Annotated in this window: 22 protein-coding genes; 6 read left to right on the forward strand and 16 right to left on the reverse strand. The window is 58.4% G+C overall.

Going from position 1 to position 21,459, the window contains the following annotated elements; translation table 11 throughout:
• Positions 1–270 precede the first annotated feature (270 nt).
• The 3 genes from olsF (at position 271) to ACUTSW_RS02815 (ending at position 3,659) form a co-directional block, all read left to right on the forward strand.
• Positions 271–1,992 (forward strand): ornithine lipid synthase OlsF, encoded by a 1,722-nt coding sequence (olsF, locus tag ACUTSW_RS02805; RefSeq protein WP_330761718.1) that lies wholly within the window; start codon positions 271–273, stop codon positions 1,990–1,992.
• A gap of 97 nt (positions 1,993–2,089) precedes the next feature.
• A complete protein-coding gene (locus ACUTSW_RS02810) occupies positions 2,090–2,872 on the forward strand; it encodes an N-formylglutamate amidohydrolase (RefSeq protein ID WP_062870977.1) in 783 nt (260 codons plus the stop codon).
• Positions 2,873–2,945: 73 nt separating this feature from the next.
• A complete protein-coding gene (locus ACUTSW_RS02815) occupies positions 2,946–3,659 on the forward strand; it encodes a flagellar regulator YcgR PilZN domain-containing protein (RefSeq protein WP_445584437.1) in 714 nt (237 codons plus the stop codon).
• Between the two features lie 44 nt (positions 3,660–3,703).
• On the opposite strand, the gene pdxY is transcribed toward ACUTSW_RS02815, so the two are convergent.
• Genes pdxY through ACUTSW_RS02830 form a run of 3 tightly spaced genes read right to left on the reverse strand, consistent with a single transcriptional unit; the run spans position 3,704 to position 5,511 of the window.
• The gene (gene pdxY / locus ACUTSW_RS02820) at positions 3,704–4,543 is read right to left on the reverse strand and encodes a pyridoxal kinase (RefSeq protein WP_445583593.1); all 840 of its coding nucleotides are present in this window, start codon (positions 4,541–4,543) and stop codon (positions 3,704–3,706) included.
• Positions 4,544–5,260 (reverse strand): glutamine amidotransferase, encoded by a 717-nt coding sequence (locus ACUTSW_RS02825; RefSeq protein ID WP_445583594.1) that lies wholly within the window; start codon positions 5,258–5,260, stop codon positions 4,544–4,546. It lies immediately after the preceding gene.
• Positions 5,257–5,511 carry a hypothetical protein gene (locus ACUTSW_RS02830; RefSeq protein WP_445583595.1) on the reverse strand — a complete coding sequence of 85 codons (255 nt, stop codon included), beginning with the start codon at positions 5,509–5,511 and terminating at the stop codon, positions 5,257–5,259. Before ACUTSW_RS02830 ends, ACUTSW_RS02825 begins: the two co-directional genes overlap by 4 nt.
• Before the next feature lie 68 nt (positions 5,512–5,579).
• On the opposite strand from ACUTSW_RS02830, the gene ACUTSW_RS02835 reads away from it, so the two are divergent.
• Entirely contained in the window at positions 5,580–6,884 is a 1,305-nt protein-coding gene (locus ACUTSW_RS02835) for an aminotransferase class I/II-fold pyridoxal phosphate-dependent enzyme (RefSeq protein WP_445583596.1), read from the forward strand.
• 66 nt (positions 6,885–6,950) lie between these two features.
• Here the strand turns inward: ACUTSW_RS02835 and ACUTSW_RS02840 are convergent, their stop codons facing one another.
• The 4 genes from ACUTSW_RS02840 to ACUTSW_RS02855 all read right to left on the reverse strand — a co-directional run bounded on the left by ACUTSW_RS02840 (position 6,951) and on the right by ACUTSW_RS02855 (position 11,631).
• Entirely contained in the window at positions 6,951–7,937 is a 987-nt protein-coding gene (locus ACUTSW_RS02840) for an LLM class flavin-dependent oxidoreductase (RefSeq protein WP_445583597.1), read from the reverse strand.
• Between the two features lie 145 nt (positions 7,938–8,082).
• Complete coding sequence (pbpG, locus tag ACUTSW_RS02845) at positions 8,083–8,916, reverse strand: D-alanyl-D-alanine endopeptidase (RefSeq protein WP_445583598.1); 834 nt, start codon at positions 8,914–8,916, stop codon at positions 8,083–8,085.
• A gap of 163 nt (positions 8,917–9,079) precedes the next feature.
• Positions 9,080–9,994, reverse strand: a complete 915-nt coding sequence (gene ppk2, locus ACUTSW_RS02850) for a polyphosphate kinase 2 (protein WP_004944949.1) — start codon at positions 9,992–9,994, stop codon at positions 9,080–9,082.
• A 26-nt stretch (positions 9,995–10,020) separates the two neighbouring features.
• Complete coding sequence (locus tag ACUTSW_RS02855) at positions 10,021–11,631, reverse strand: inorganic phosphate transporter (protein WP_445583599.1); 1,611 nt, start codon at positions 11,629–11,631, stop codon at positions 10,021–10,023.
• A 204-nt stretch (positions 11,632–11,835) separates the two neighbouring features.
• Here ACUTSW_RS02855 and ACUTSW_RS02860 point away from each other — a divergent pair, with 204 nt between their 5' ends.
• The gene (locus tag ACUTSW_RS02860; protein ID WP_434460219.1) at positions 11,836–12,864 is read left to right on the forward strand and encodes a transporter; all 1,029 of its coding nucleotides are present in this window, start codon (positions 11,836–11,838) and stop codon (positions 12,862–12,864) included.
• On the opposite strand, the gene ACUTSW_RS02865 is transcribed toward ACUTSW_RS02860, so the two are convergent.
• The 9 genes from ACUTSW_RS02865 to ACUTSW_RS02905 form a co-directional block, all read right to left on the reverse strand.
• On the reverse strand, positions 12,865–13,398 hold the full coding sequence (locus tag ACUTSW_RS02865; RefSeq protein WP_062870967.1) for an SRPBCC family protein: 534 nt from the start codon (positions 13,396–13,398) through the stop codon (positions 12,865–12,867).
• A gap of 3 nt (positions 13,399–13,401) precedes the next feature.
• Positions 13,402–13,749, reverse strand: a complete 348-nt coding sequence (locus ACUTSW_RS02870) for an ArsR/SmtB family transcription factor (RefSeq protein ID WP_004944937.1) — start codon at positions 13,747–13,749, stop codon at positions 13,402–13,404.
• A 91-nt stretch (positions 13,750–13,840) separates the two neighbouring features.
• Positions 13,841–15,067, reverse strand: a complete 1,227-nt coding sequence (locus ACUTSW_RS02875) for a Zn-dependent hydrolase (RefSeq protein WP_073440148.1) — start codon at positions 15,065–15,067, stop codon at positions 13,841–13,843.
• Positions 15,064–15,555, reverse strand: coding sequence for an L-2-amino-thiazoline-4-carboxylic acid hydrolase (locus ACUTSW_RS02880; RefSeq protein ID WP_020439122.1), 492 nt, complete (start codon positions 15,553–15,555; stop codon positions 15,064–15,066). The genes ACUTSW_RS02875 and ACUTSW_RS02880 overlap by 4 nt, the downstream gene beginning before the upstream one ends.
• 18 nt (positions 15,556–15,573) lie before the next feature.
• Positions 15,574–16,737 (reverse strand): branched-chain amino acid ABC transporter substrate-binding protein, encoded by a 1,164-nt coding sequence (locus ACUTSW_RS02885; protein ID WP_445583600.1) that lies wholly within the window; start codon positions 16,735–16,737, stop codon positions 15,574–15,576.
• A gap of 34 nt (positions 16,738–16,771) precedes the next feature.
• A complete protein-coding gene (locus ACUTSW_RS02890) occupies positions 16,772–17,485 on the reverse strand; it encodes an ABC transporter ATP-binding protein (protein WP_062870964.1) in 714 nt (237 codons plus the stop codon).
• Positions 17,478–18,248 carry an ABC transporter ATP-binding protein gene (locus tag ACUTSW_RS02895; RefSeq protein WP_062790563.1) on the reverse strand — a complete coding sequence of 257 codons (771 nt, stop codon included), beginning with the start codon at positions 18,246–18,248 and terminating at the stop codon, positions 17,478–17,480. Before ACUTSW_RS02895 ends, ACUTSW_RS02890 begins: the two co-directional genes overlap by 8 nt.
• Complete coding sequence (locus ACUTSW_RS02900; RefSeq protein ID WP_445583601.1) at positions 18,245–19,357, reverse strand: ABC transporter permease subunit; 1,113 nt, start codon at positions 19,355–19,357, stop codon at positions 18,245–18,247. Before ACUTSW_RS02900 ends, ACUTSW_RS02895 begins: the two co-directional genes overlap by 4 nt.
• Positions 19,358–19,366: 9 nt before the next feature.
• Positions 19,367–20,317, reverse strand: a complete 951-nt coding sequence (locus ACUTSW_RS02905; RefSeq protein WP_445583602.1) for a branched-chain amino acid ABC transporter permease — start codon at positions 20,315–20,317, stop codon at positions 19,367–19,369.
• A gap of 170 nt (positions 20,318–20,487) precedes the next feature.
• On the opposite strand from ACUTSW_RS02905, the gene ACUTSW_RS02910 reads away from it, so the two are divergent.
• Positions 20,488–21,399, forward strand: coding sequence for a LysR substrate-binding domain-containing protein (locus tag ACUTSW_RS02910; protein ID WP_445583603.1), 912 nt, complete (start codon positions 20,488–20,490; stop codon positions 21,397–21,399).
• Positions 21,400–21,459: the final 60 nt, after the last annotated feature.

Here is a 21,459-nt window from a genome sequence, read left to right on the forward strand (position 1 = left end):
GGAATAGCTTTCCCCCCGTGGCTCTGCGCTACCGGTTAACCCCGTCTTTGCCGGTGCGTCGTTCCAGTGGCCGATGTTCGGCGCATCAAGGTGCGGGTTTCAGGCGCATAAAATGCTACGCCGGCAGTGATGGAAAAACCGTCACCGCCATTTCTTCAATAATTTGCTATACCTGATAGGCGAGGGATTTCATTTTTCTGTCATGTAACTGACATGTTAGGGTCATAGCGCTGGCTTAAGTTTGCAGCGACTAAGCCAGGAGATAACGCGATGTTTAGCTTGGATTCTCTGTTGCAAGATGCATTTCCACACCGCAATACCCCTGCCTGGCAGCGTAGCCTGCTCAGAACTTTACTCTTCGAAAAAGAATTCAAACAGTTTGCTGCCGATTATCCGCACCTTAAGGGCTTGGATTTGATCGAGCAAGTGGTCGATTACTTCAACCTCAGCTGTGAGCTGGTGGATGGCGATCTGGAAAATATTCCAAGCCAGGGACCGGTGGTGTTGGTCGCGAATCATCCCATCGGCTCGCTGGACGGTCTGGTGTTGCTGCGTGCGGTCGCGGCGGTGCGTCCGGATGTGAAGGTGGTCGCCAGCCAACTGCTGACCTATATTGAACCGCTGCGCAGCCTGTTCGTGCCGGTGGACAACGTGGGTTATAAAACCAGCCGCAAGCAAATTGAAGGCATGCAGGCGCAGCTGGACAAACAGGGTGCGCTGATCTTGTTCCCCGCCGGCGAAGTGTCGCGCATGAGTCCGAAAGGCATTCGCGACGGCCACTGGCATACCGGTTTCTTACGCCTGGCGGCCAAGGCGCGGGCGCCTATTGTGCCGATCCACATCAGCGCGCGTAACAGCAACCTGTTTTACTTCACCTCGCTGGTCTACCGCCCGTTATCCACTTTGTTGCTGGTACGTGAAATGTTCCAGCAGCAGGGCGGCCGTATCAAAATCCGCGTTGGTGGCCGCATTCCGTTCGCCAACTGGCACGATGGTCACACCAGCGCCAAAGATTTGGCCGAACGCTTCCGTCGTCACGTTTATCGTTTGGGCCAGGGCAAGGAAGGGCTGTTCGCCAGCGAATCGGCCATCGCCCTGCCTGAAGATCGGCTTGAGCTGAAGAAGGCGTTGGCAAATTGCGAACAACTTGGCGTAACGCCGGACGGCAAAATCATTTACCTGTATCGCCGCCAGGATGAGGCTCGTACGCCTATCCTGCGTGAACTAGGTCGCCTGCGCGAGATCGCTTTCCGCGCGGTGGGCGAAGGTTCCGGCCGCCGGCGCGATCTGGACAGTTATGACGACGACTATTATCACCTGGTGTTATGGGATGCGGACGAACTGGAAATTGTCGGCGCCTACCGTTTTATCCCCACCGCCGAGCAGTTGGAGCGCAAGGGCCTGGAAAGCATATACAGCAACAGCCTGTTCCATTATGACCGCGATATGGCACCGATCCTGGCGCAGGGCATCGAACTGGGCCGCAGCTTTATCCAACCGGCCTACTGGGGCAAACGTGGGCTGGATTACCTGTGGTTGGGTATTGGCGCCTACCTGGCAAAATACCCGCAGTATCGCTATCTGTTTGGTCCGGTTTCCATCTCCGGCGGTATGCCGGTGGCGGCGCGTGACCTGTTGATCGCCTTCTACCGGCTGTATTTCTCACCGGGAAGCGCGTTGGCGCAGTCTCGGCAGCCTTATCCTGCTTCGTTGCCGCAGGTCTTGGCGCAATTTGCCGGCGATAATTATCAAGAAGATCTGGTGCGGCTGAAAAGCCTGCTGAGCAACATCGGCTGCTCGATCCCGACCTTGTATAAACAATATACCGAGCTGTGTGAGCCGGGCGGGGTGCAGTTTATTGATTTTGGCACCGATCCGGCGTTCAACAACTGTATTGACGGATTGGTGTTGGTTGATCTCACCCGGCTAAAACCGTCGCGCTTCCAGCGTTATATTGCGGTTCATCAGCCGCAGGAAACCTGCATAGAGTGATCGGCCACGCAATCATGCGTTTTTGATCTAAGCCCCGGCTTGGGGCCAGCGGTGGGATAGCGCTAGGATGAGGGTTTATCCCACCCCGGAGTTTTGCATGCCACAGTCCTTTGTTCCGCAATTGTTATCCGCCGATGAGCCTCACGCCGTTGCGGTTGAAACGCCCAAGGGCACCGCGCCCTTTTTATTGCTGTGCGATCACGCCGGCCAGGCGATACCGCAACGCTTGGGCGATCTGGGGCTGCCGCCCGGTGAAATCGACCGTCATATCGGTTGGGATATTGGCGCGTTGGAGGTTTCACGTCACCTTAGCCGCCATCTGGATGCCACGCTGATTCATCAGCGTTACTCACGTTTGGTGATCGACTGCAATCGGGCTCCGGGCATCGCCAGCTCGATCCCGCATCTGTCGGAGCTGACGCCTATTCCCGGCAATATCGGCATTGATGCCGAGCACGCGCTGGCCCGCGAGCGGGAAATTTTCCTGCCGTATCACCACCGCATCGACGATACGCTGGGCGAGCGGCAGCTGCGCGAAAAACCCACCGCCATTATCGCGATGCACAGTTTTACGCCGGTGTTCAAAGGCCATTCCCGCCCCTGGCAGGTTGGGCTGTTGTTTAATCGCCAACCGGCGTTTGCCCACCTGCTGGCAGAGCTGCTGCGGGAGGAGGGGGATTTGCTGGTGGGGGTCAACGAACCTTATGCGATGACCGACGCGACGGATTACACCCTACCGGTGCATGCGGAACGGCGCGGGTTACCTTACGTGGGCATCGAGATCCGCCAGGATCTGATCGCCGATGAACGTGGCCAGCGGGCCTGGGCAAAACGCTTCGCAAGACTGCTCCCACAGGCCTGGCATCGCTGGCAAATTTGACTTTAGGAATATTCCCAGTGATGATAACTGTAAGGAATGTGTAATCGCCATTGGGAAGAGTCAGGAGAGACGTGTGGAGCACAATGATAACGGATTGTTTATCAAACGGGAGCGTTTTGAGGTTCTGGCGATATTGCGTGACATTTGTAAACAACGCACCCCGCTGCGGGTCGTTAACCAGCAGCAGCAGTTTCAGAGTTTATTATTGAGCGTTGGGCCCGACAATATCGTTTTCAGCGGCGACGATGCGGATACGCGGGCGGGTGGCGAATTTACCATCGTGATTGAAAGCAATGATGCGAAGATCGAATTTGCCGTTGGCCAACCAGAATTTACCCACCATCTGGGCGTTCAAGCCTGTTCAACCCGCCTGCCAAAGGAGCTGGTTTACATCCAGCGCCGCCGTCAATTCCGTGTCACCACGCCACACTGGCGTCAGTTTCTCTGCAGCGGAGAATATGCCGACGGTACCGCGTACCAATTAAGGATCCACGATATCTCTGCCGGCGGTGTGGGCTTGCGCTTCGATGGCCCGCTGCCGGACAAACTTCAACCGGGTCTCCAGTTCAAAAAGGCGCTGTTGGATCTTGGCAGCTACGGCAGTTTCAAGGTCAATATGGAACTGATGGTGATCAACGAAGATCAAGAGTTGGATGACAATGACAAACCGGTGCATTTCTCGCGTTTGTCGTGCCGCTTTATCAATCTCGGCCTGGCAATGGAAAGAAAAATCCAGAGCGCGGTGTTTGCGTTTGAATTAGATTTCAATAAAAAGAAGAAACGCTGAATCAGACGAACAGGGGCAGCGAGCTGCCCCGCGATGACTCTGTCCTATCTCAAGGCGCGCAGGCTGCCAATCTCCTCCCAACCGAAATGCTCCGCTTCCGCCAACACGTCACACACCTCGCCGCCGGCGGTAACTATGGCGTCGTTGAGGCTTTTGCCGTGCAGCAAATGGCTGACCAGCAGCGCGGTAAACATGTCACCGGTGCCTTTCACCTTCGATTTGATTTTAGGGTGGGTATAGCTTTGCACCTGATTGTGGCTGACCAGCAATAACCCTAACTCGTCGTCGTTTTCCGCTATGCCCGGTGCGCTGGTCACCAACACCCACTCGGTCGTGTCATTTAACAGCGCCTGTGCAGCGTGCAGCGTCTGTTCCCGCGTAGCCAGGCTGTGCCCGCAAAGTTGCTCCAGTTCAAACCCATTGGGCGTCAGGCCATTGGCGAGGCTCAGGAACGGCGAGCGATAACAACTGACGATACGCGGGTCCACGTATACGCCTTCACCGTAATCGCCCATCACCGGATCGATATAGATTTTTATCTGCGGATTGGTAGCGCGAACCCGTTGCAACCAAGCGTCCAGAATATGACACTGGGCGACATCACCCAGATAGCCGACGATCACCGCCCGCGTGCGTTTCATTACACCGCGAGCGATCAAATCCTCCAGAAAACCGCTAAACCATTCGGCGGAAATCACGCCGCCGCTGGGGGCGCCGTAATAGGGCGGACAGCCGAACAGCACGCTGGGCACCTGCAGCGCTTCCAACCCCTTTTTCAGCAGGGTGCGATAGGCGATACCGTTGCCGACGCTGCCATACACTACCTGCGATTGAATGCTGACCACATCAATCAGCGGCGATTGCAATTGAGAAGCTTGTTGCATCTAACGCGTCCTTTGTTCGTTTTTATCCAGCCACCGCGCAAACACCTGGCGGGCGCGTCGTTCCAATTCTGCACCGTAGCGTATGGCCTGGTCGCGCAATTGCTGCGGGTCGATACCGGCCAACTCCAGCTCACAGGCGTGGCCAACCAACCAGCGTTCAATATCGCGATGATCGGCTTCCAGGTGGAACTGCAACCCAAGCGCGAAATCCTGATATTCAAACGCCTGATAACGGCAAGCCTCGGTGCTGGCCAGGCAGGTTGCCCCCTCCGGGATGTTAAACATATCCCCGTGCCAGTGCAGCACCGGCGTTGCCGCCAGCGGCGCCAGTACGGAGTATTCATTTTCCGCCAGCGTCAGCGGCGCGTAACCAATCTCTTTCACGCCCAGCGACACTACACCGGCGCCCAAAGCTTGAGCCATCACCTGCGCGCCCAGGCAAATGCCGATCGTGGGCTGACGTTGCTGTAACCGTTGGGTGACCAGCGCCAGCTCGTCGTTAAGAAACGGATAGTGCTGCTGTCCGGCAAAATGCTGCGCGGCGCTGATCGGCCCGCCGAGCACTACCAGCAAATCGGCATCTTCATTGTTGATGGCGCGGATATCGTCACGGCCGGCATCGTAATAGTCAATCTGATAGCCACGCAGTGAAAGCAGTGATCCCAGAATACCGAGGTTTTCAAAATTTACATGCCTGATAGCGACAACTTTTTTCATTGCGCTATCTCCCTCGCATGGTGATAAGGCGCCAGTTCCAACGCATCGCCGAGCACGGTAATACCGCTTGCGCCGCTCTGATAAAGGATCCGCCGCTCTTTGACCTGACTGATGTGCAATTGGTAGCCCTGCTCGGCGGGAAACAAGGCCAGGGCCTGTTGCAGTTGATCGGCAGCCCAGGGCGTGAACATCTGCATGCGAGCGAAGGCTTTGCCGGCGTGCTGTATGTCGAGTACGTAATGTTTTTCCATTTTGACCCCTTAACTTTTGCGTTCGAAACGGGTAAACTTGTTTGAACTAATACAAAAAGGTTTTATGTATGGGCTCATTGTATGCAAAAGGCGGCAGCGCTGTCCAGATTGCTGAACAGATAGGCGCGCAGATAAAACGGGGCGATTTGCAACCGGGTGACCTGTTGCCGCCGGTGCGTCAGTTGGCCGGGGAACTGGGGGTGAACCCCAATACGGTCGCCAGTGCGTACGGCAAGCTGCGGGATGCCGGCTTGGTGGCCACCCGCGGCCGCGCTGGTACCCAGGTGCTTGACCAGCCGTTAAGGGCGGTGCGCAGCGTACGCCAGGTGCCTGAAGGCATGCGCGATTTAGCCAGTGGCAATCTGGATGCGGCGCTGTTACCGGCGCTGTCGCTGGGCAAGGATGACGTCTTCCCTCAGCAAAATGGCTATGACGTCAGCGGCGATTTACCGGCATTGTGCACGCTGGGCCGCGAGTGGCTCACAGAACAAGGTGCCGCGTTGGGCGAACCGGCGGTGTTTTCCGGCGCGCTGGACGCCATTGAAAAGGCGCTGCGCTGCCATGCGGCACCGGGGGGGGCGGTATGGGTGGAAGATCCTTGTTGGCCGCCGCTGCTGACGTTGTTACGGCACCTTCGCCTAAAACCGCTGCCGCTGGCGGTCGATGATCAAGGGTGCCAACTGCCGGAGAAGGATGCCGCAACCTTGGGTTGCGCGGTGATCCTCACGCCGCGCGCGCAGAACCCGACGGGTATGTCGCTCAGCGCTGCCCGCGCCAAGTGTTGGCGCGAGTTCCTGGCGCAACGGCCCGATTGCCTGGCGATCGTCGATGATTTCTGGGGGCCGCTGTCGCAACAACCACTGCATTTACCCTGCAGTGCCGACAACGGTCTGTATGTGCTGTCGTTGAGTAAGTTCCTCAGCCCGGACCTGCGCATTGCGTTGGCCTGCGGCAAACCGTCGCTATTGCAGGCGATGCGTGCCGATCAATACATCCGTGAGCGTTGGGTCAGCCATATCTTGCAGCAGATTGCCGTCAAATTATGGACTCAGGTGCAGGACGATGGCTTGCTGTTACGGGCACAGGAAACCTATCAGGCGCGGCGCGATGCGCTGGCAGCGCGAATGGGCGCACTGACCGGCACGCCGTTGCCGTCGGGGGAAGGGGTGCATATCTGGTTGCCGGTACGCTCAGAAGCCGCCGCCAGCCAAATCATGGCGCAGCGCGGCTGGTTGGTGCAAAGCGGTGAGCCGTTCCGACTGAAAAGTGGCCCGGCTGTCCGTATCAGCCTGGCCAACCTGCTGGAGGAAGAACGAGAGCGGCTGGCGCAGGATTTGGCGGTGGCGATGGTCGCCGGCACCTCGGTTAACTGAATGTTAGGCATCAAATCGGTATGGCCAATGGTCAATGCCGATTTAACGCATAGCTCCGCTCACCGATCAAGCCAACGCCAGACTCTCCTGTGCCAGCAGTTGCAAAGAGGCCAGGCGGGCGGCGGGTTGGCTAACCGGCGTATCAATGACAAACTCCTCCACGCCATATTGCTGGTGCAGTTGGTCCAACTGCCGGCGTACCTGCTGCGCAGTGCCGAGCAGAATATGGCTCTCGCGCGGCTCGATGCGGTAATCGGTCGCGCCGGCCTGCTGAACAAAACTCTCCGCCTGCTCCAGGCTGCCAACGGTCACGCTCTGCCCGCCGGCCACGTGCACGCGGTATTGCTGGATCCCGGCCGCCAACTCTTTGGCCTGCGCAGCCGTGTCTGCGACGATCGCCGCTACCGCCAGCAGGGCTTTGCGGCCACCGCTTTGCGCGGAGTAGTGCGTCAGCGCCCGCTGAATATCGTCTGGATTGCCATTGAGCTGTGCGGCAAAAACAAAGGCCCAGCCGTGTTCGGCGGCCAGTTGAGCGCTTTCGCTACTGGCACCCAACAGAAAGCGTTGGGCGGATTGCTCAGGTTGGGGGGTGGCGCTCAGACCAGGTTGTGCATCGTCATTCAGATAAGCATTGAGCTGGGCCAACTGCTGCGGGAAATCCGGTTTATGCTGTTGGTCGTGCGCGGCCTGCAACGCCTGGGTAGAGAGCGGCAGCCCGCCGGGGGCTTTCCCCACGCCCAGATCGACCCGGCCCGGTGCAAGCGTCGCCAGCAGGTTGAAGTTTTCCGCAACTTTATAAGCGCTGTAGTGTTGCAGCATTACGCCGCCGGAACCGATGCGAATACGTGAGGTTTGCCCGAGTAAATAGGCGATCAACACCTCGGGTGAAGGGCAGGCGAGCTGCGGGGTATTGTGATGCTCCGCCAACCAGAAACGGCGATAGCCCCAGATTTCCGCCTGCTGCGCCAGATGCAGCGTACGCGCCAGCGCCTGGGCGGCGCTTTCTCCTTCGGCAATCGGACTTTTATCCAACACGCTTAAGGCATAAGCCATTTTCCTGCTCCTTTATCATCAATTATTTATGACAAATACCATGCAGGAGGCAAAGGGCTTAATACTGATTCGGGATAGGATATTCCATTGATAAAAAACGGATTTAGATATGCGCAACGCGGTTTAAGCCAGGCGGTGCTTGCGCTCAGGACTCCAGCCAGGTTTTCAGGCGCAGCGCATCAGCGTAATGGCCATAACGCTGCTGCGCGCCCAGCAGAATTATCACTATCGGCTGCCCTTTGATGACGGTTCTCATCACCAGACAGTGACCGGCCTCGTTGGTATAGCCGGTTTTTTGCAGTTGAATTTTCCAGTTGCGATTATTGATCAGCCCGTTGGAACTGCGGTACACCAGTTGGCCGCGCCCGGGGTACACGACATGCTGCTTATCGGTACTGAAACGACGAATGGTTTGATAGCGATAAGCGTGATTGACCATTTTAAGCAGATCGTTGGCGCTGGCGACATTACGCGGCGTTAGCCCGGTAGGGTCATAGAAACGGGCGTGTTTCATGCCGATGCTGCGCGCCTTCTGATTCATTTTCGCCATAAATGCCTTGCGGCCGCCGGGGTAGTTACGGCTCAACGCGGCTGCCGCACGGTTCTCGGAGGACATCAACGCAATGTGCAACATATCGCGGCGGCTGAGTGACGAACCCAGGGTCAGCCGCGAGTGGGTTTTCTTCAACAAATCCCGATCGGCGGCGGTCACCCTCATTTTATTGCCCAGCGGACGGCGGCTGTCCAGCGCCACCATAGCGGTCATCAGCTTGGTCAGCGAAGCGATGGGCAGCACGCGATTAGCCTGTTTCTGGAACAGTGTTTTGCCGGTACGCTGATTGACGACCAACACGGCTTTTGAATGCAATACCAGTGGTGCGGCGGCCTGTGCAGGTGCGATAACAAACAGCAGGCTGAGCGCGATAACGGCGCGAAAACGCCGAAGGGAGAAGGGGATAACACAATTTAAGAATGACATGACAAGCGAGGCTCTTACACTAATTGGCTAAAAAATATCGGTAAGAGTCTGCACAGCAAATGTGGAGAAAATAGGGTGAAGGCGATGAATATTCCGACAAAAGGTCAGAGTATTCATCATGGTGTCAGGCAGGGGGATGGCAACCCATCCCCCCGATTGAAAATCAATACACTTCAGGGACTACCATATCGTCAGGCACCGGATGGCGGTTATAGTCCGGGCTGCGCTTGCGCGGCGGCAGAGTGATCACGTTGCCTTCAGTCTCTTCGTAAGGCAGTTGCTGGAGCAGGTGGCTGATGCAGTTCAGCCGCGCCTTTTTCTTGTCGACGCCCTGAACTACCCACCAGGGGGCTTCCGGAATGTTAGTGCGCGCTAACATGACTTCTTTGGCCTCGGTGTAGTCTTCCCAGCGGCGGCGGCTCTCCAAATCCATCGGGCTGAGCTTCCACTGCTTCAGCGGATCGTGGATGCGGCTGAGGAAGCGCAGCTCCTGCTCGTCATCGGTGATCGAGAACCAGTATTTGATGATTTTGATGCCGCTGCGCGTCAGCATTTTCTCAAATTCCGGCACGCTGCGGAAAAACTCTTCATATTCCTCGTCGTTGCAAAAACCCATCACTTTTTCCACCCCGGCGCGGTTATACCAGCTACGGTCGAACAGCACGATTTCACCCGCAGCCGGCAGGTGGGCAATGTAGCGCTGGAAATACCACTGGGTGCGCTCGCGGTCGTTCGGTGCTGGCAACGCGGCCACGCGGCAGGTGCGCGGGTTCAGGCGTTGGGTGATGCGCTTAATCACCCCGCCTTTGCCGGCGGCGTCGCGGCCTTCAAACAAGATCACCACGCGGTGGCCGGTGCGCATTACCCAGTCTTGCAGCTTCACCAGTTCGCCCTGCAGGCGCAACAGCTCGCGGAAATACTGTTTGCGCCAGGCTTTTTTCTGATCGCTGTCCACTTCGGTGTCGTCAAACCGCAGGTCATCGAGCTCCATTTCCAGCTCCTCGTCATAGCTGTCATAAAACTCCTGCAGCAGGCGCTGGTTGAAGGTGTCGTCGCGGTTAAATTCATGCATAGCCATAATTGATTCTCCGTGTTAACCCGGTTTTAGAAATGAGTGAAAACCCAGTACAGCCCGGCGGAAAGCAGTATCGAGGCCGGCAGCGTCAGAACCCAGGCCATCAGCAGGTTGCGCAGGGTCGACATTTGCAGGCCGGAGCGGTTGGCCGCCATGGTGCCGGCGATGCCGGAGGACAGGACGTGGGTGGTCGAAACCGGCAGGCCGAAGGCGTCCGCCGCACCTATGGTGGTCATCGCCACCAGTTCGGCGCTGGCGCCCTGGGCGTAGGTGAGGTGGCTTTTACCGATCTTCTCACCGACGGTAACCACGATGCGCCGCCAGCCGACCATGGTGCCAAGGCCGAGGGCAATCGCCACCACCACCTTGACCCAGAACGGGATAAAGCGGGTGGCGCTGTCCAGATCGCCTTTCAACGCATCCAGATTGCGCTGTGAGTCGGTGGAAAACTGAAGCTGCTTTTCCGCTTTCAGGTGCTTGATGGTTTCCGATGCCAGATACATATCGTTACGGGTGTTGGACACTGCCTGCGCCGGGATCTTGTCGACGGAACCGTACTGGCGGACTTGATCGCCGATGGCGCCGGTCAACTGCGCCAGCGCGGGCACTACGTCCGGCGTCAGCTCATTGGTACGCACATAACCGGTAAGCACCTCGCGCGGCGGCACTTGGCTGACCGCCGGGAATTGGCGCAACAGATCGTTTTTGGTGACTTCCGCCAACGCCGCCACGCGCGGGATTTGCTCCGGCGACATTGAGCGGTTCAGGGCATAGGCGATCGGCATGGTGCCGACCAGGATCAGCATGATCAGGCCCATGCCTTTTTGCCCGTCGTTGGAGCCGTGGGCGAAGGAGACGCCGGTACAGGTGAGGATCAGCAAACCGCGGATCCACAGCGGTGGCGGCGCATCATTTTTGGGTGCGGTGTACAGCTGGCGGTTTTTAACGAACACCTTCAACGCCAGCAACAGCAGGGCGGCAAACACAAAACCGATCACCGGTGAAAGCAGCAACGCATAACCCACTTTAATCGCCTGCCCCCAGTCCACGCCGCTGGTGCCGGTGCGCCCGTGGATCAGGGCGTTAGCCACGCCCACGCCGATGATGGAACCAATCAGCGTATGCGACGAGGAGGCAGGCAGCCCGAGCCACCAGGTGCCCAGGTTCCAGATAATCGCCGAGAACAGCAGGGCGTAAACCATGGCAAAGCCGTTACCGGTGCCGGCTTGCAGAATCAATTCAACCGGCAGCAGCGAAATGATGCCGAACGCCACCACGCCGCTGGAGAGCAAAACGCCGAGGAAGTTGAAAAACCCTGACCAGACCACCGCCACCATCGGCGACAGGGAATGGGTGTAAATAACGGTGGCCACCGCATTGGCGGTGTCGTGAAAACCGTTAACGAATTCAAAGCCCAGCGCAATCAGCAGCGCTAACCCCAATAAAAGAAAAGGGAGATAGCTGGTATATACTGCACCAGCGTCGGTCACGTCGTTAAATAGATTTACCCCGGCAAAAGCGATCCCCAGTACTAATAAAAAAACAAAAAAAAGAACAGTGAGTCGACTGTTCTTTTGGTAGATCTTTGGCAGGCTGGATGCAGAGGGCACACCCGCTTGAACGGCGCTGTTATCGCTCATAAAGGACCTTCCCGATAAACTTCATTAGAATACTGACGGTGTTGAACGGCGTTGCCATGAAAGTATTGGGAAATAATGTGACTTTTTTATGACGGTAATATTAATCATCTGGAAAAGTGAAAATAATTAACGTTGGTATTTAAAGATTGATATAAAGGCTGAGTCTGGCTTATTGATTAATGCGGTTATTCGGGATAAAGATTTATGGTTCAAACGGTTGCGGATAAAATGCACAAACTCGATTTTGATGATGAAGTGACCGGGCTGATTTACGGCCACGTGTTCCGCACGGGAGAAGCGCCGCTGCGGGTTTCTTCGCAGCAGGCCTGCCAGGCTTACCTGGCTCTGTCGCCGGGCGAAGGGTTTATCTGGTTGCACCTTAATCTGAACCATGCGGCGGCAGAGAAATGGCTGAAAAATCACTTCGCGATTTCCGATTTTTTCTTCGACGAAATTCGTCACGGCTCCCATACCACGCGCATTGAACGGCAAGGGGATGACCTGTTTGCGGTGCTCAACGACGTGATTTTCCATCCCAAAGAAAATAACCCGGAAATCGCCACGCTGTGGCTGTATTGCCGCAGCGGGCTGGTGGTTACCGTGCGGCACAAACCACTGCGGTTGATCGAACGGCTGCTGGGGCGTCTGGGGCCATTGCAACTGGCGTCGTCCACCGAACTGTTGGCGCACTTGCTGGAAGAACAGGAAGATGTATTGGAGCAGGTGGTGCGACAGGCCAACCAGTATGTCGACACCATTGAAGATCGCCTGCTGAGCAATCATGTGAAACGCAACCGCACCGAACTGGGGCGCATGCGCCGCATGTTGCTGCGCTTTCAGCGCCTGCTGGCGCCGGAGCCCGCCGCACTGTTTCGCCTGCTGAACCGGCCACCGGCCTGGTTAAGCCGGGACGTGGTGCAGGATCTGCGGCAGTTCACCGAAGAGTTCACCGTGGTGCTGAACGATCTGGCCAGCCTGACCGAGCGCATTCGCCTGCTGCAAGAGGAGATTGGCGCCAAGCAGATGGAACAGAACAACCGTACGCTGTACACCCTGACGGTGATCACCGTGCTGGCGCTGCCGATTAACATCGTCGCCGGTTTCTTCGGCATGAACGTGGGAGGGATCCCGCTGGCCAGCAATCACCACGGTTTTATTCTGCTGGTGCTGCTGGTCGGCGGTTTTACGCTGATCACCGGCTATCTGGCGTTCAGACGCCGGGATGAAAGCTGATTACAGTCTCGCCCGGTACTCTTCTTCCAGCTTGGCGTGGGTAGTCCAGAACGAGTGTGGCTGACGATCGTGCAGGCGATCGAGCAGAATATCCAGATGGGTATGCCAGCCTGCGGCCACGCTGAGCATGTCGTCACGGTTGGCCAGGCGGCGGTGGGTGACCGTCAGCAACACCGCGTTGTCCTGTTCGGTCAGCTCAAAGGTCACTTCGGAAGGGCGGTTCTGATCCTTTTCCTCCCAGGTAAAGCTCAGTAGCCGCGGCGGGAAAAGGCAGGTGATATGGCCGAGGTGTTTGCCGTTGCAGTCGCTTTGTTTGTATTTGGCGGGGGCCTGCTCGTGTTCGCCCGTCAGATCGGAATTGCGAAATACCAACTCCACCACAGCGCCTTTTTCCAGCGTCATTTCGCCGGCGGCCAGCCAGGTGGCGCGCTTGTCGGATTCCGTCAGGTAGGCCCAGACCCGCTCGATCGGGCCGGGCAGCAGCCGCTGAATGCGCAGCGTGCCGGTTTCAATAATCATACCGTAGTCGTTCATGGTTCACTCCTTGGGAGGATACTGTTCGGGCTGCCGCAGCGCTATTTCCAGCGCGTCCAGCCGTTCTGTCCAGAAATGCTCGTAGGTTTGCAGCCATTGCATGGCCTGTGCCATTGGCCCGGGCTCAAGCCGGCAGATATGGTTTCTTCCCTGCACGGTTCGCTGCACCAGGCCTGCAAGCTCCAGTGCTTTGATATGCTTGGAGGCGCCGGCAAACGACATCTGCAACGGCGCGGCCAGTTCACCAATGCTGTGCTCGCCGTCAGCCAGCGCACGCAAAATAGCGCGGCGCGTCGGGTCGGAAAGCGCGTGGAAAATGGCGTCCAGCTGTGAGGAAGATAATTTAACCATATGGTTGAATATAGAACAGCACGATGAATATTCAACCAGTTTGTTGAATATTTTTTGCTATTGCCCCGGTCGGTTAACCGGGGCGAGGAGATCAGCTAGCCGTTTGCGCCAACAGCGCGTTGAGCAGCACATTGGCGCCGGCGGTGGCCCAGGCGGGCGAAATATCTTCCAGCTCGTTATGGCTGATGCCGTCCACGCAGGGAATAAAAATCATCGCCGTGGGGGCTACCCGGCTCAGATAACAGGCATCGTGACCCGCGCCGGAAACCATATTCCGGTGCGAATACCCCAGCGCCTGCGCGGCCTGGCGCACGCTGTCGATACACCCTTGATCAAAGCGTATCGGCTGATACTGGAAGATGCGTTCGGCGCGAGCGCTCAACGTGCCGGCATCCACCTCCGCGACCGCCGCCAGCAACCGCCGTTCCATCTGTTCCAGCACCGCCTCCTGCGGATGACGGAACTCGACGCTGAAAAACACCTTGCCCGGCACCACATTGCGCGAGTTGGGGGTGATTTGCGCCATGCCTACCGTGGCGCGGGCGTCCGGCATGAAATCCAGGCCGATCTGATTGACCGCCGTGACCATAGCGGCAAAGCCGAGCAGGGCGTCGCGGCGCCGTTCCATCGGCGTGGTGCCCGCATGGGCGCTGAAACCGAGGATCTCCAGCTCGTACCAGCGTTGGCCCTGCGCGCTGGTCACCACGCCAATCTCGACGTTTTCCGCCTCGAGGATCGGGCCTTGCTCGATATGCAGCTCAAAGGCGGCGTGGATTGGTCTGCCGCCGACCGGGTCTTCACCGTCATAGCCGATTTGCTTCAGCGCTTCGCCGATACTGATGCCTTGCGCATCGCGGCGAGACAGGCCGTATTCTTCATCGAACACACCGGCAAACACGCCGGAGGCGATCATCGCCGGGGCGAAGCGGGCACCTTCCTCGTTAGTCCAGTTAACCACCTCCAGCGCGCGTTCGGTGGCAATCTGACGATCGTTCAGGGTGCGGATCACTTCCAACCCGGCCAGCACGCCATAAATGCCGTCAAAGCGCCCGCCGTTGGGTTGGGAATCGACGTGGGAACCGGTGACGACCGGTGCCAGTTCCGGGCGGGTTCCTTCGCGGCGCAAAAACATGTTGCCCATGCGATCGACCCGCACGCTGCATCCCGCTTCCAGCGCCCAGGCACGCAATTGGTCGCGCGCCTGACGATCTTCCTCGCTCAGCGCCAGCCGGGTGACGCCGTCTTTCGGGATGGCGCCGAACTGCGCCATATCGCGCAGGCTTTGCCACAGACGTTCGCCGTTAACCTGTTGGGTCATTTTTTCTCTCCCGACGGTTTTACGGCATAGCGGAAATCGCAGCAGGGCGCGCCGGACATAATGGTTTGGGTGCGTTGCAGCTCGACGTCCGGCGCATAACCGACGATAAACTGGCTGTCGCGGGCGCACGACAGCAGATGGCCAATCTCGCCCAGCCCCATCTCGTGATACATCTCGGCATAGCGGCAGCGGGTGACGTTATAGTCGAACTGCTGCTCGTCTTGATGGATCACCTTTACTTGCAGCGCATCGTCTTTTTCCCACAGATACTGCAAGGCGGCGAAACTCTGCAAATCGGCGCCATTCGGCTCCTGCGCGGCAAACTGCTTGCCCGCATCGATGGCGGCGTTTTCAATGGCTTCGCCAATCACCGCCTGCGCGCGCTCCTTGCCGATCTCACGCACCAGAATCTGGTAGATCGGCTTGATGATCTCGGCCTCTATACGCCGACGGGCCAGAATGCCCAGTTCGTTTTTTGCACAGCTCATCACCTTGCTCCCCTTGCTTTATTGTTGTGTTTTAGCGCCGCCCAACACGCTCTGCGGCTGCCATTTGCCGTCGACCACCTTGTAGAGGGTGAAGCTTGGCTGTTGCAGGTTGCCCTGCGGATCGAATGCGATGTTGCCGGTGACGCCCTGATAATGAATGGCGCGCAGTTTCGGCAGATAATCGGCCGGATTGGCGGATCCTGCCTGCTCAATGGCGGCAATCAATACCCGGGTGGCGTCATAGGCGAACGGCGCATGCAGTTCGATGTGGGTCTTGTAACGGTCGCGGTAAGCCTGCTCAAAGGCTTTGCCGCCCGGCATCTGATCCAGCGGTAGGCCCGGTTCCAGCGCCACCACGCCTTCGCCTTCCTTCTGCGCCAGCGTCAGGAAGGTTTGGCTGACGAAGCCGCCGGCGCCCATCAGTTGAGTACTCATGCCCAGCTGTTTGATACGGCGGGCCAACGGTGCCGCCTGTGAATCCACGCCGCCGAAGAAGATCAGATCGGCATTTTTGCTGCGAACGGTAGTCAGCACCGCACTGAAATCGACGGTTTTGTCATCGACGTATTCACGGGCTACCGGCTGTATGCCCTGCGCCGCCAGCGACTTGATAAACTCGTCCGCCAGCCCCTGGCCGAACGCGGTGCGATCGTCGATGACCGCAATGCGTTTGGCTTTCAGCACCTTGACGGCATATTCACCGGCGTAATTACCGCCGTCGTCATCATGGCCCATCACGCGAAAGCTGGTATCAAACCCCTGTTGAGTATAGGCATGGCCTGTGGCGACCGGTGCCACCTGGGCAATGCCGGCATCATGATAAATGCGGGCCGCCGGGATGCTGGTGCCGGTATTCCAGTGGCCGACCACGCCAGCGACGCCTTCGTCCACCAGGCGCTGCGCTACTGCAACGGCGGTGCGCGGGTCGGACTGGTCGTCTTCGGAAAGCAGTTTAAAGGTGACAGGTTTGCCGTTCAGCGTCGGCTTCTGGGCGTTGGCGTCGGCGATCGCCAACTGAGCGCCGTTTTCCAGATCCTTGCCGATACGGGCGGAAGGGCCGGTCAGCGGGCCGGCCAGACCGATCAGAATGGTGTCGGCGGCCTGCGCAGGCGCGGCTGTGCCAAGGGTAGCCAGAACGGCGGCGGCCAGGGCCAACGGCTTAAAGCGAGTTATCTTGTTCATGTAAAACTCCCGGTGCGGTTAAAAGTAAAAACGGTTATTCGCCCAGATAGGCTTGTTTGATTTTTTCATCGTCGAGCATGCCGGCAGACCGGCCGCTGTGGCTCAGGCTGCCGCTGTCCAGCACGTAGGCGCGATCGGTCGATTCCAGCGCCAGCCGTGCATTCTGTTCCACCAGCAATAGCGTGACACCGTCACTGGCAAGGGTTTTGATCACGTCAAAAATGGCTTCGACCACGATCGGTGCCAGGCCCATTGAGGGTTCATCCAGCACCAGCAGACGTGGTCGGCTGAGCAGTGCACGGCCCATTGCCACCATTTGTTGTTCGCCGCCGGAGAGCAGCCCGGCTTGTTGTCGCAACCGTTCGCGCAGGCGTGGGAAAAGGGCGCAAACTCGCTCCAGGTCCTGCTGGATCGCCGGTTTATCGCGGCGGGAGTAGGCGCCAAGCTGCAAATTTTCCAGCACCGTCATGCGGGCGAAAATGCCGCGGCCTTCCGGCACCATCACCAGCCCCTGTTGCAGCAACCGATGCGGAGGAACACCGCGGATGGACTGGCCGTCGAACAGGATGTCTCCTTCGAAGGGTTGTAGGCCGGTCAACGCGCGCAGGCTGGAGGTTTTGCCCGCGCCGTTGGCGCCGATCAATGTCACCTGTTCGCCGTGGTTAACCGTAAAATCGATGCCTTTCACTGCATGAATGCCGCCGTAAGACACTTTTAGCCGTTTGACGGACAGTAAGGGTTCAGACATGCGCAGCTCCTCCCAGATAAGCCCGGATCACCGCCGGTTCACGCCTTACCTGCGCGGGTTCGCCTTCGGCGATGACTTTGCCGTAGTCGAGCACCGTCAGACGGTCGCACAATCCCATCACCAGCTTGACGTCGTGCTCGATCAGCAGCAGGGTTTTGCCGCTTTCGCGGATGCGTTGCAGCAGCTCGCGCAGCGCCACTTTCTCTGCGGCATTCATGCCGGCGGCCGGTTCATCCAGCGCCAATAACTGCGGGTCGGTAGCCAACGCGCGGGCAATTTCCAGCCGCCGCTGGTGGCCGTAGGAAAGATCGCCGGCGCGGTAATGGGCGAACTGACTGATGCCGACGTACTCCAGCAGCGCGTGGGACTTCTCGCGCGTTGCCTGTTCTTCCTCGCGGGCGCGGCGGTGACGTGAAATAGCCGCCCACAGGCCGTTGCGGGTGCGTACATGGCAGCCCACCATCACGTTTTCCAGCACGCTCATCTCGTTGAACAGCCGCAGGTTCTGGAAGGTGCGAGCGATGCCGGCCTGCACGACTTTGTCGATCGCCTGCGGTTTGTAGCGACGATCCAACAGGTGGAACTCACCGCTATCGGCGCGGTACAGGCCGGTAATCAGATTGAAACAGGTGGTTTTACCGGCGCCGTTCGGCCCGATCAACCCATAGATTTCCCCCCGGCGGATACTCATGCTGACGTCATCCACGGCGGTCAGCCCGCCAAAGCGTTTACTGACATGGTTTAGGGTGAGCAATGGCGTCATGATGCGGCTCCCGATTGATGACGCGCCGGCCACAGGCCCGCAGGGCGATACAACATCACCAGAATCAGCGCCAGGCCGTAGAACAGTTGGCGGATAATTTCCGGATCGATCCACACTTGGCCGAACAGGGCCTGTTGCAGCGGCCCCATGGTGCTGCGCAACAGCTCCGGCAGCGCCGCCAGCAGCAACGCGCCGAGGATCACGCCGGGAATGTGCCCCATACCGCCCAGCACCACCATCGCCAGTACGGCTATCGACTCTTGCAAGGTGAAGGATTCCGGTGAGACAAATCCCTGGAATGCCGCGAATAGCGCACCGGCGATGCCGCCGAACGTGGCGCCGATGGCGAATGCCAGCAGTTTGAAGTTACGGGTGTTGATGCCCATCGCCCGCGCTGCGTCCTCATCTTCGCGGATGGCGGTCCAGGCGCGACCGACCCGTGAATGTTGCAGGCGCAGGCAGATAAACAGGATCGCCAGCAGCAGGGCGGCGAACAGGTAGTAATACAAATACAGCGAGGAAAAACGGATGCCGAACCACTCATGCATGCCGGAAAACTTCAGGCCGAACAGGCTGACCGGATCGATGCCGGAAATGCCCTTTGGCCCGTTGGTGATATTGACCGGGCGATCGAGGTTGCGCATCAGAATACGCACGATTTCGCCGAAACCCAACGTGACGATCGCCAAATAGTCGCCGCGCAAGCGCAGCGTCGGTGCGCCGAGCAGGATGCCGCACAGCGCCGCCAGCACGGCGGACAGCGGTATCAGCAGCAGGATGGACAGATGCAAGCCATCCGGGAACCAGTGCAACAGCAACGGAAACTGTTCGGTCAGGTGTGGCGAAGACAGCAGTGCGGTCAGGTAGGCGCCGACTGCGTAAAAGGCGATAAACCCCATGTCCAGCAGGCCGGTCAGGCCGACGACGATATTCAGCCCCAGCGCCAGCATCAGGTACAGCAATGCGAAGTCGATCACTCGCACCCAATAGTTGCCGCCGGCGGCCCCGGCCAGCCAGGGGGCCAGCAGCAGGCCGAGCATAAATAGCGCGACGCTGAGTCTGGCGCGGCCCGGGGTGGCGGTTTGCAGGGAGGTGGTCAGAACGGTCATTTTATCTCCTCAGGCGCGGGTAGCGACGCGCTCGCCCAGCAGCCCGGATGGGCGTAATACCAGCACCGCAATCAGAATCAGGAAGGCGAAAACGTCCTGATAATTGCTGCCGAAGGTGCCGCCGGTCAGTTCGCCGAGATAACCGGTACCCAGCGATTCGAATAGCCCCAGCAATAGTCCGCCGAGCATGGCGCCGCGCAGGTTGCCAATACCGCCCAGCACCGCGGCGGTAAAAGCCTTGATGCCCGGCAGGAAGCCCATGGAGAAGCCGGCGTTGCCGTAGTTGCTGGCCATCATGACGCCCGCCACCGCCGCCAGCGCACCACCGAGGGCGAAGGTCAACACGATCACCCGGTTGGGATCGATGCCCATCAGACCGGCGACCTGCGGGTTTTCCGCCGTGGCACGCATCGCGCGGCCAAAACGCGAGTGTTCGACCAGCAACAGCAGCCCGGCCATCACCAGCACGGCGACAACCAGCGTGGCGATACCGGTGCCGGTGATCACCGCCGGCGCATGCTCGGCGCTGCCCTGGGTCAAGGCGATGGGGGACATGGGCAGCAGTTGCGGGAACATCAACGGATTGCGCGACCAGATCAGCATCGCCAACGTTTGCAGCAGCAGCGAGACGCCAATACCGCTGATCAACGGCGCCAGGCGCGGGGCATTGCGCAGGCGGCGATAGGCCAGGCGTTCAATGCTCATCGACACCAGCGCGCAGACCGCCATGGCGATCGTCGTCGCCAGCAACAGCACTGTGTACGGCGACAGAGAGGGGAAATGATGCTGCAACACGCCGATAGCCGACAGGGCGCTCAGCGCGCCGACCATCAGCACATCGCCGTGGGCGAAATTGATAATGCGCAGAATGCCGTACACCATGGTGTAACCCAGAGCGATCAGCGCATAAATACTGCCGAGCATCAGTCCGTTGACGGTCTGCTGTACCAGCGTATCCATAGGGGGAGTCCCGAAAATAATGATTCAGGGGGCTCAGAGTAGAGAATTAAAAAAAATTGTAAAATACGGAAAAATAATTTCTTATATAAAAAATGCGTGTTTTTAATTTATTGATTTATTTGTATATTAATTTTAACTCATGGCCGATTTTTTACCAAAATAGTCAATATATGAAAAAAACAGAAGAGTACGACGCCCTGTTGCCGAACGATCCGCCGCTGCGCGCCGTACGGGCGTTCGAGGCTATCGCCCGCCTGGGCAGCATTACCGCTGCGGCGAAGGAGCTGGCGATATCTCCCTCGGCGGTCAGCCATCAGCTCAAAACGCTGGAGGCTTTTCTGCAAATGCCGCTCACCGAACGGCAGGGCCGTAACCTGATCCTGCGCAGCGAAGGGCGTGAGTATTACCGCTCGATCCGTTCGGCGTTTAACGTGCTGCGCCAGGCGACGGAGCATGTGCGTGAGCAATCGGCCTCCCGGCAGGTGACCATCAGCCTGATCCCGCTGTTCGGCATGGGCTGGTTTATTCCGCGTTTGCACGGCTTTTTGCGCGAAAATCCCGATATCGACATCAACGTGGTGTATGCCAACCACCGTAACTATCTCAGTGACGCCGCAGATATTTCGATTCGCTTTGGCGTGGGGCAATGGACCGGCTATCGCAGCGAAAAACTGATGTCCGGCAAAATGGTGCCGGTGTGCAGCCGCAGTTTTATCAGGCTGCATGGGCTGCTGGATACGCCGGATCAGCTTTCGCCGCTGCCGTTGTTGCACGACGAAGAACGCAATACCTGGATGCAGTGGTTCCAGCAGGCCGGCGTCAGGCGGCCGCTGCGCAGCTCCGGGCCGATGTTCGAGGATGGCCTGCTGACGTTGGCGGCGGTGCAGTCGGGGCTGGGTTGCGCCCTGATGCGCGAGCCGCTGATCGAGCCCTATCTTAACAGCGGCGAACTGGTTAAGTTGTTTGACCGGCCGATTGACGATGGCCGCGATTATTACCTGTGCGTGCGGGCAGACAGCGAGTTGTCGCAAGAGGGGCAGAATCTGCAGCAGTGGTTGCTGCGCGAGGCCGCAGGTCAATAAACAGACACGCGTTAACTGCCTGAATTGGCTATCCTGAGTAGAGTGCAATGGGTTAACCGG

The sequence above is a fragment of the Serratia sp. TSA_198.1 genome (genome assembly GCF_052686505.1).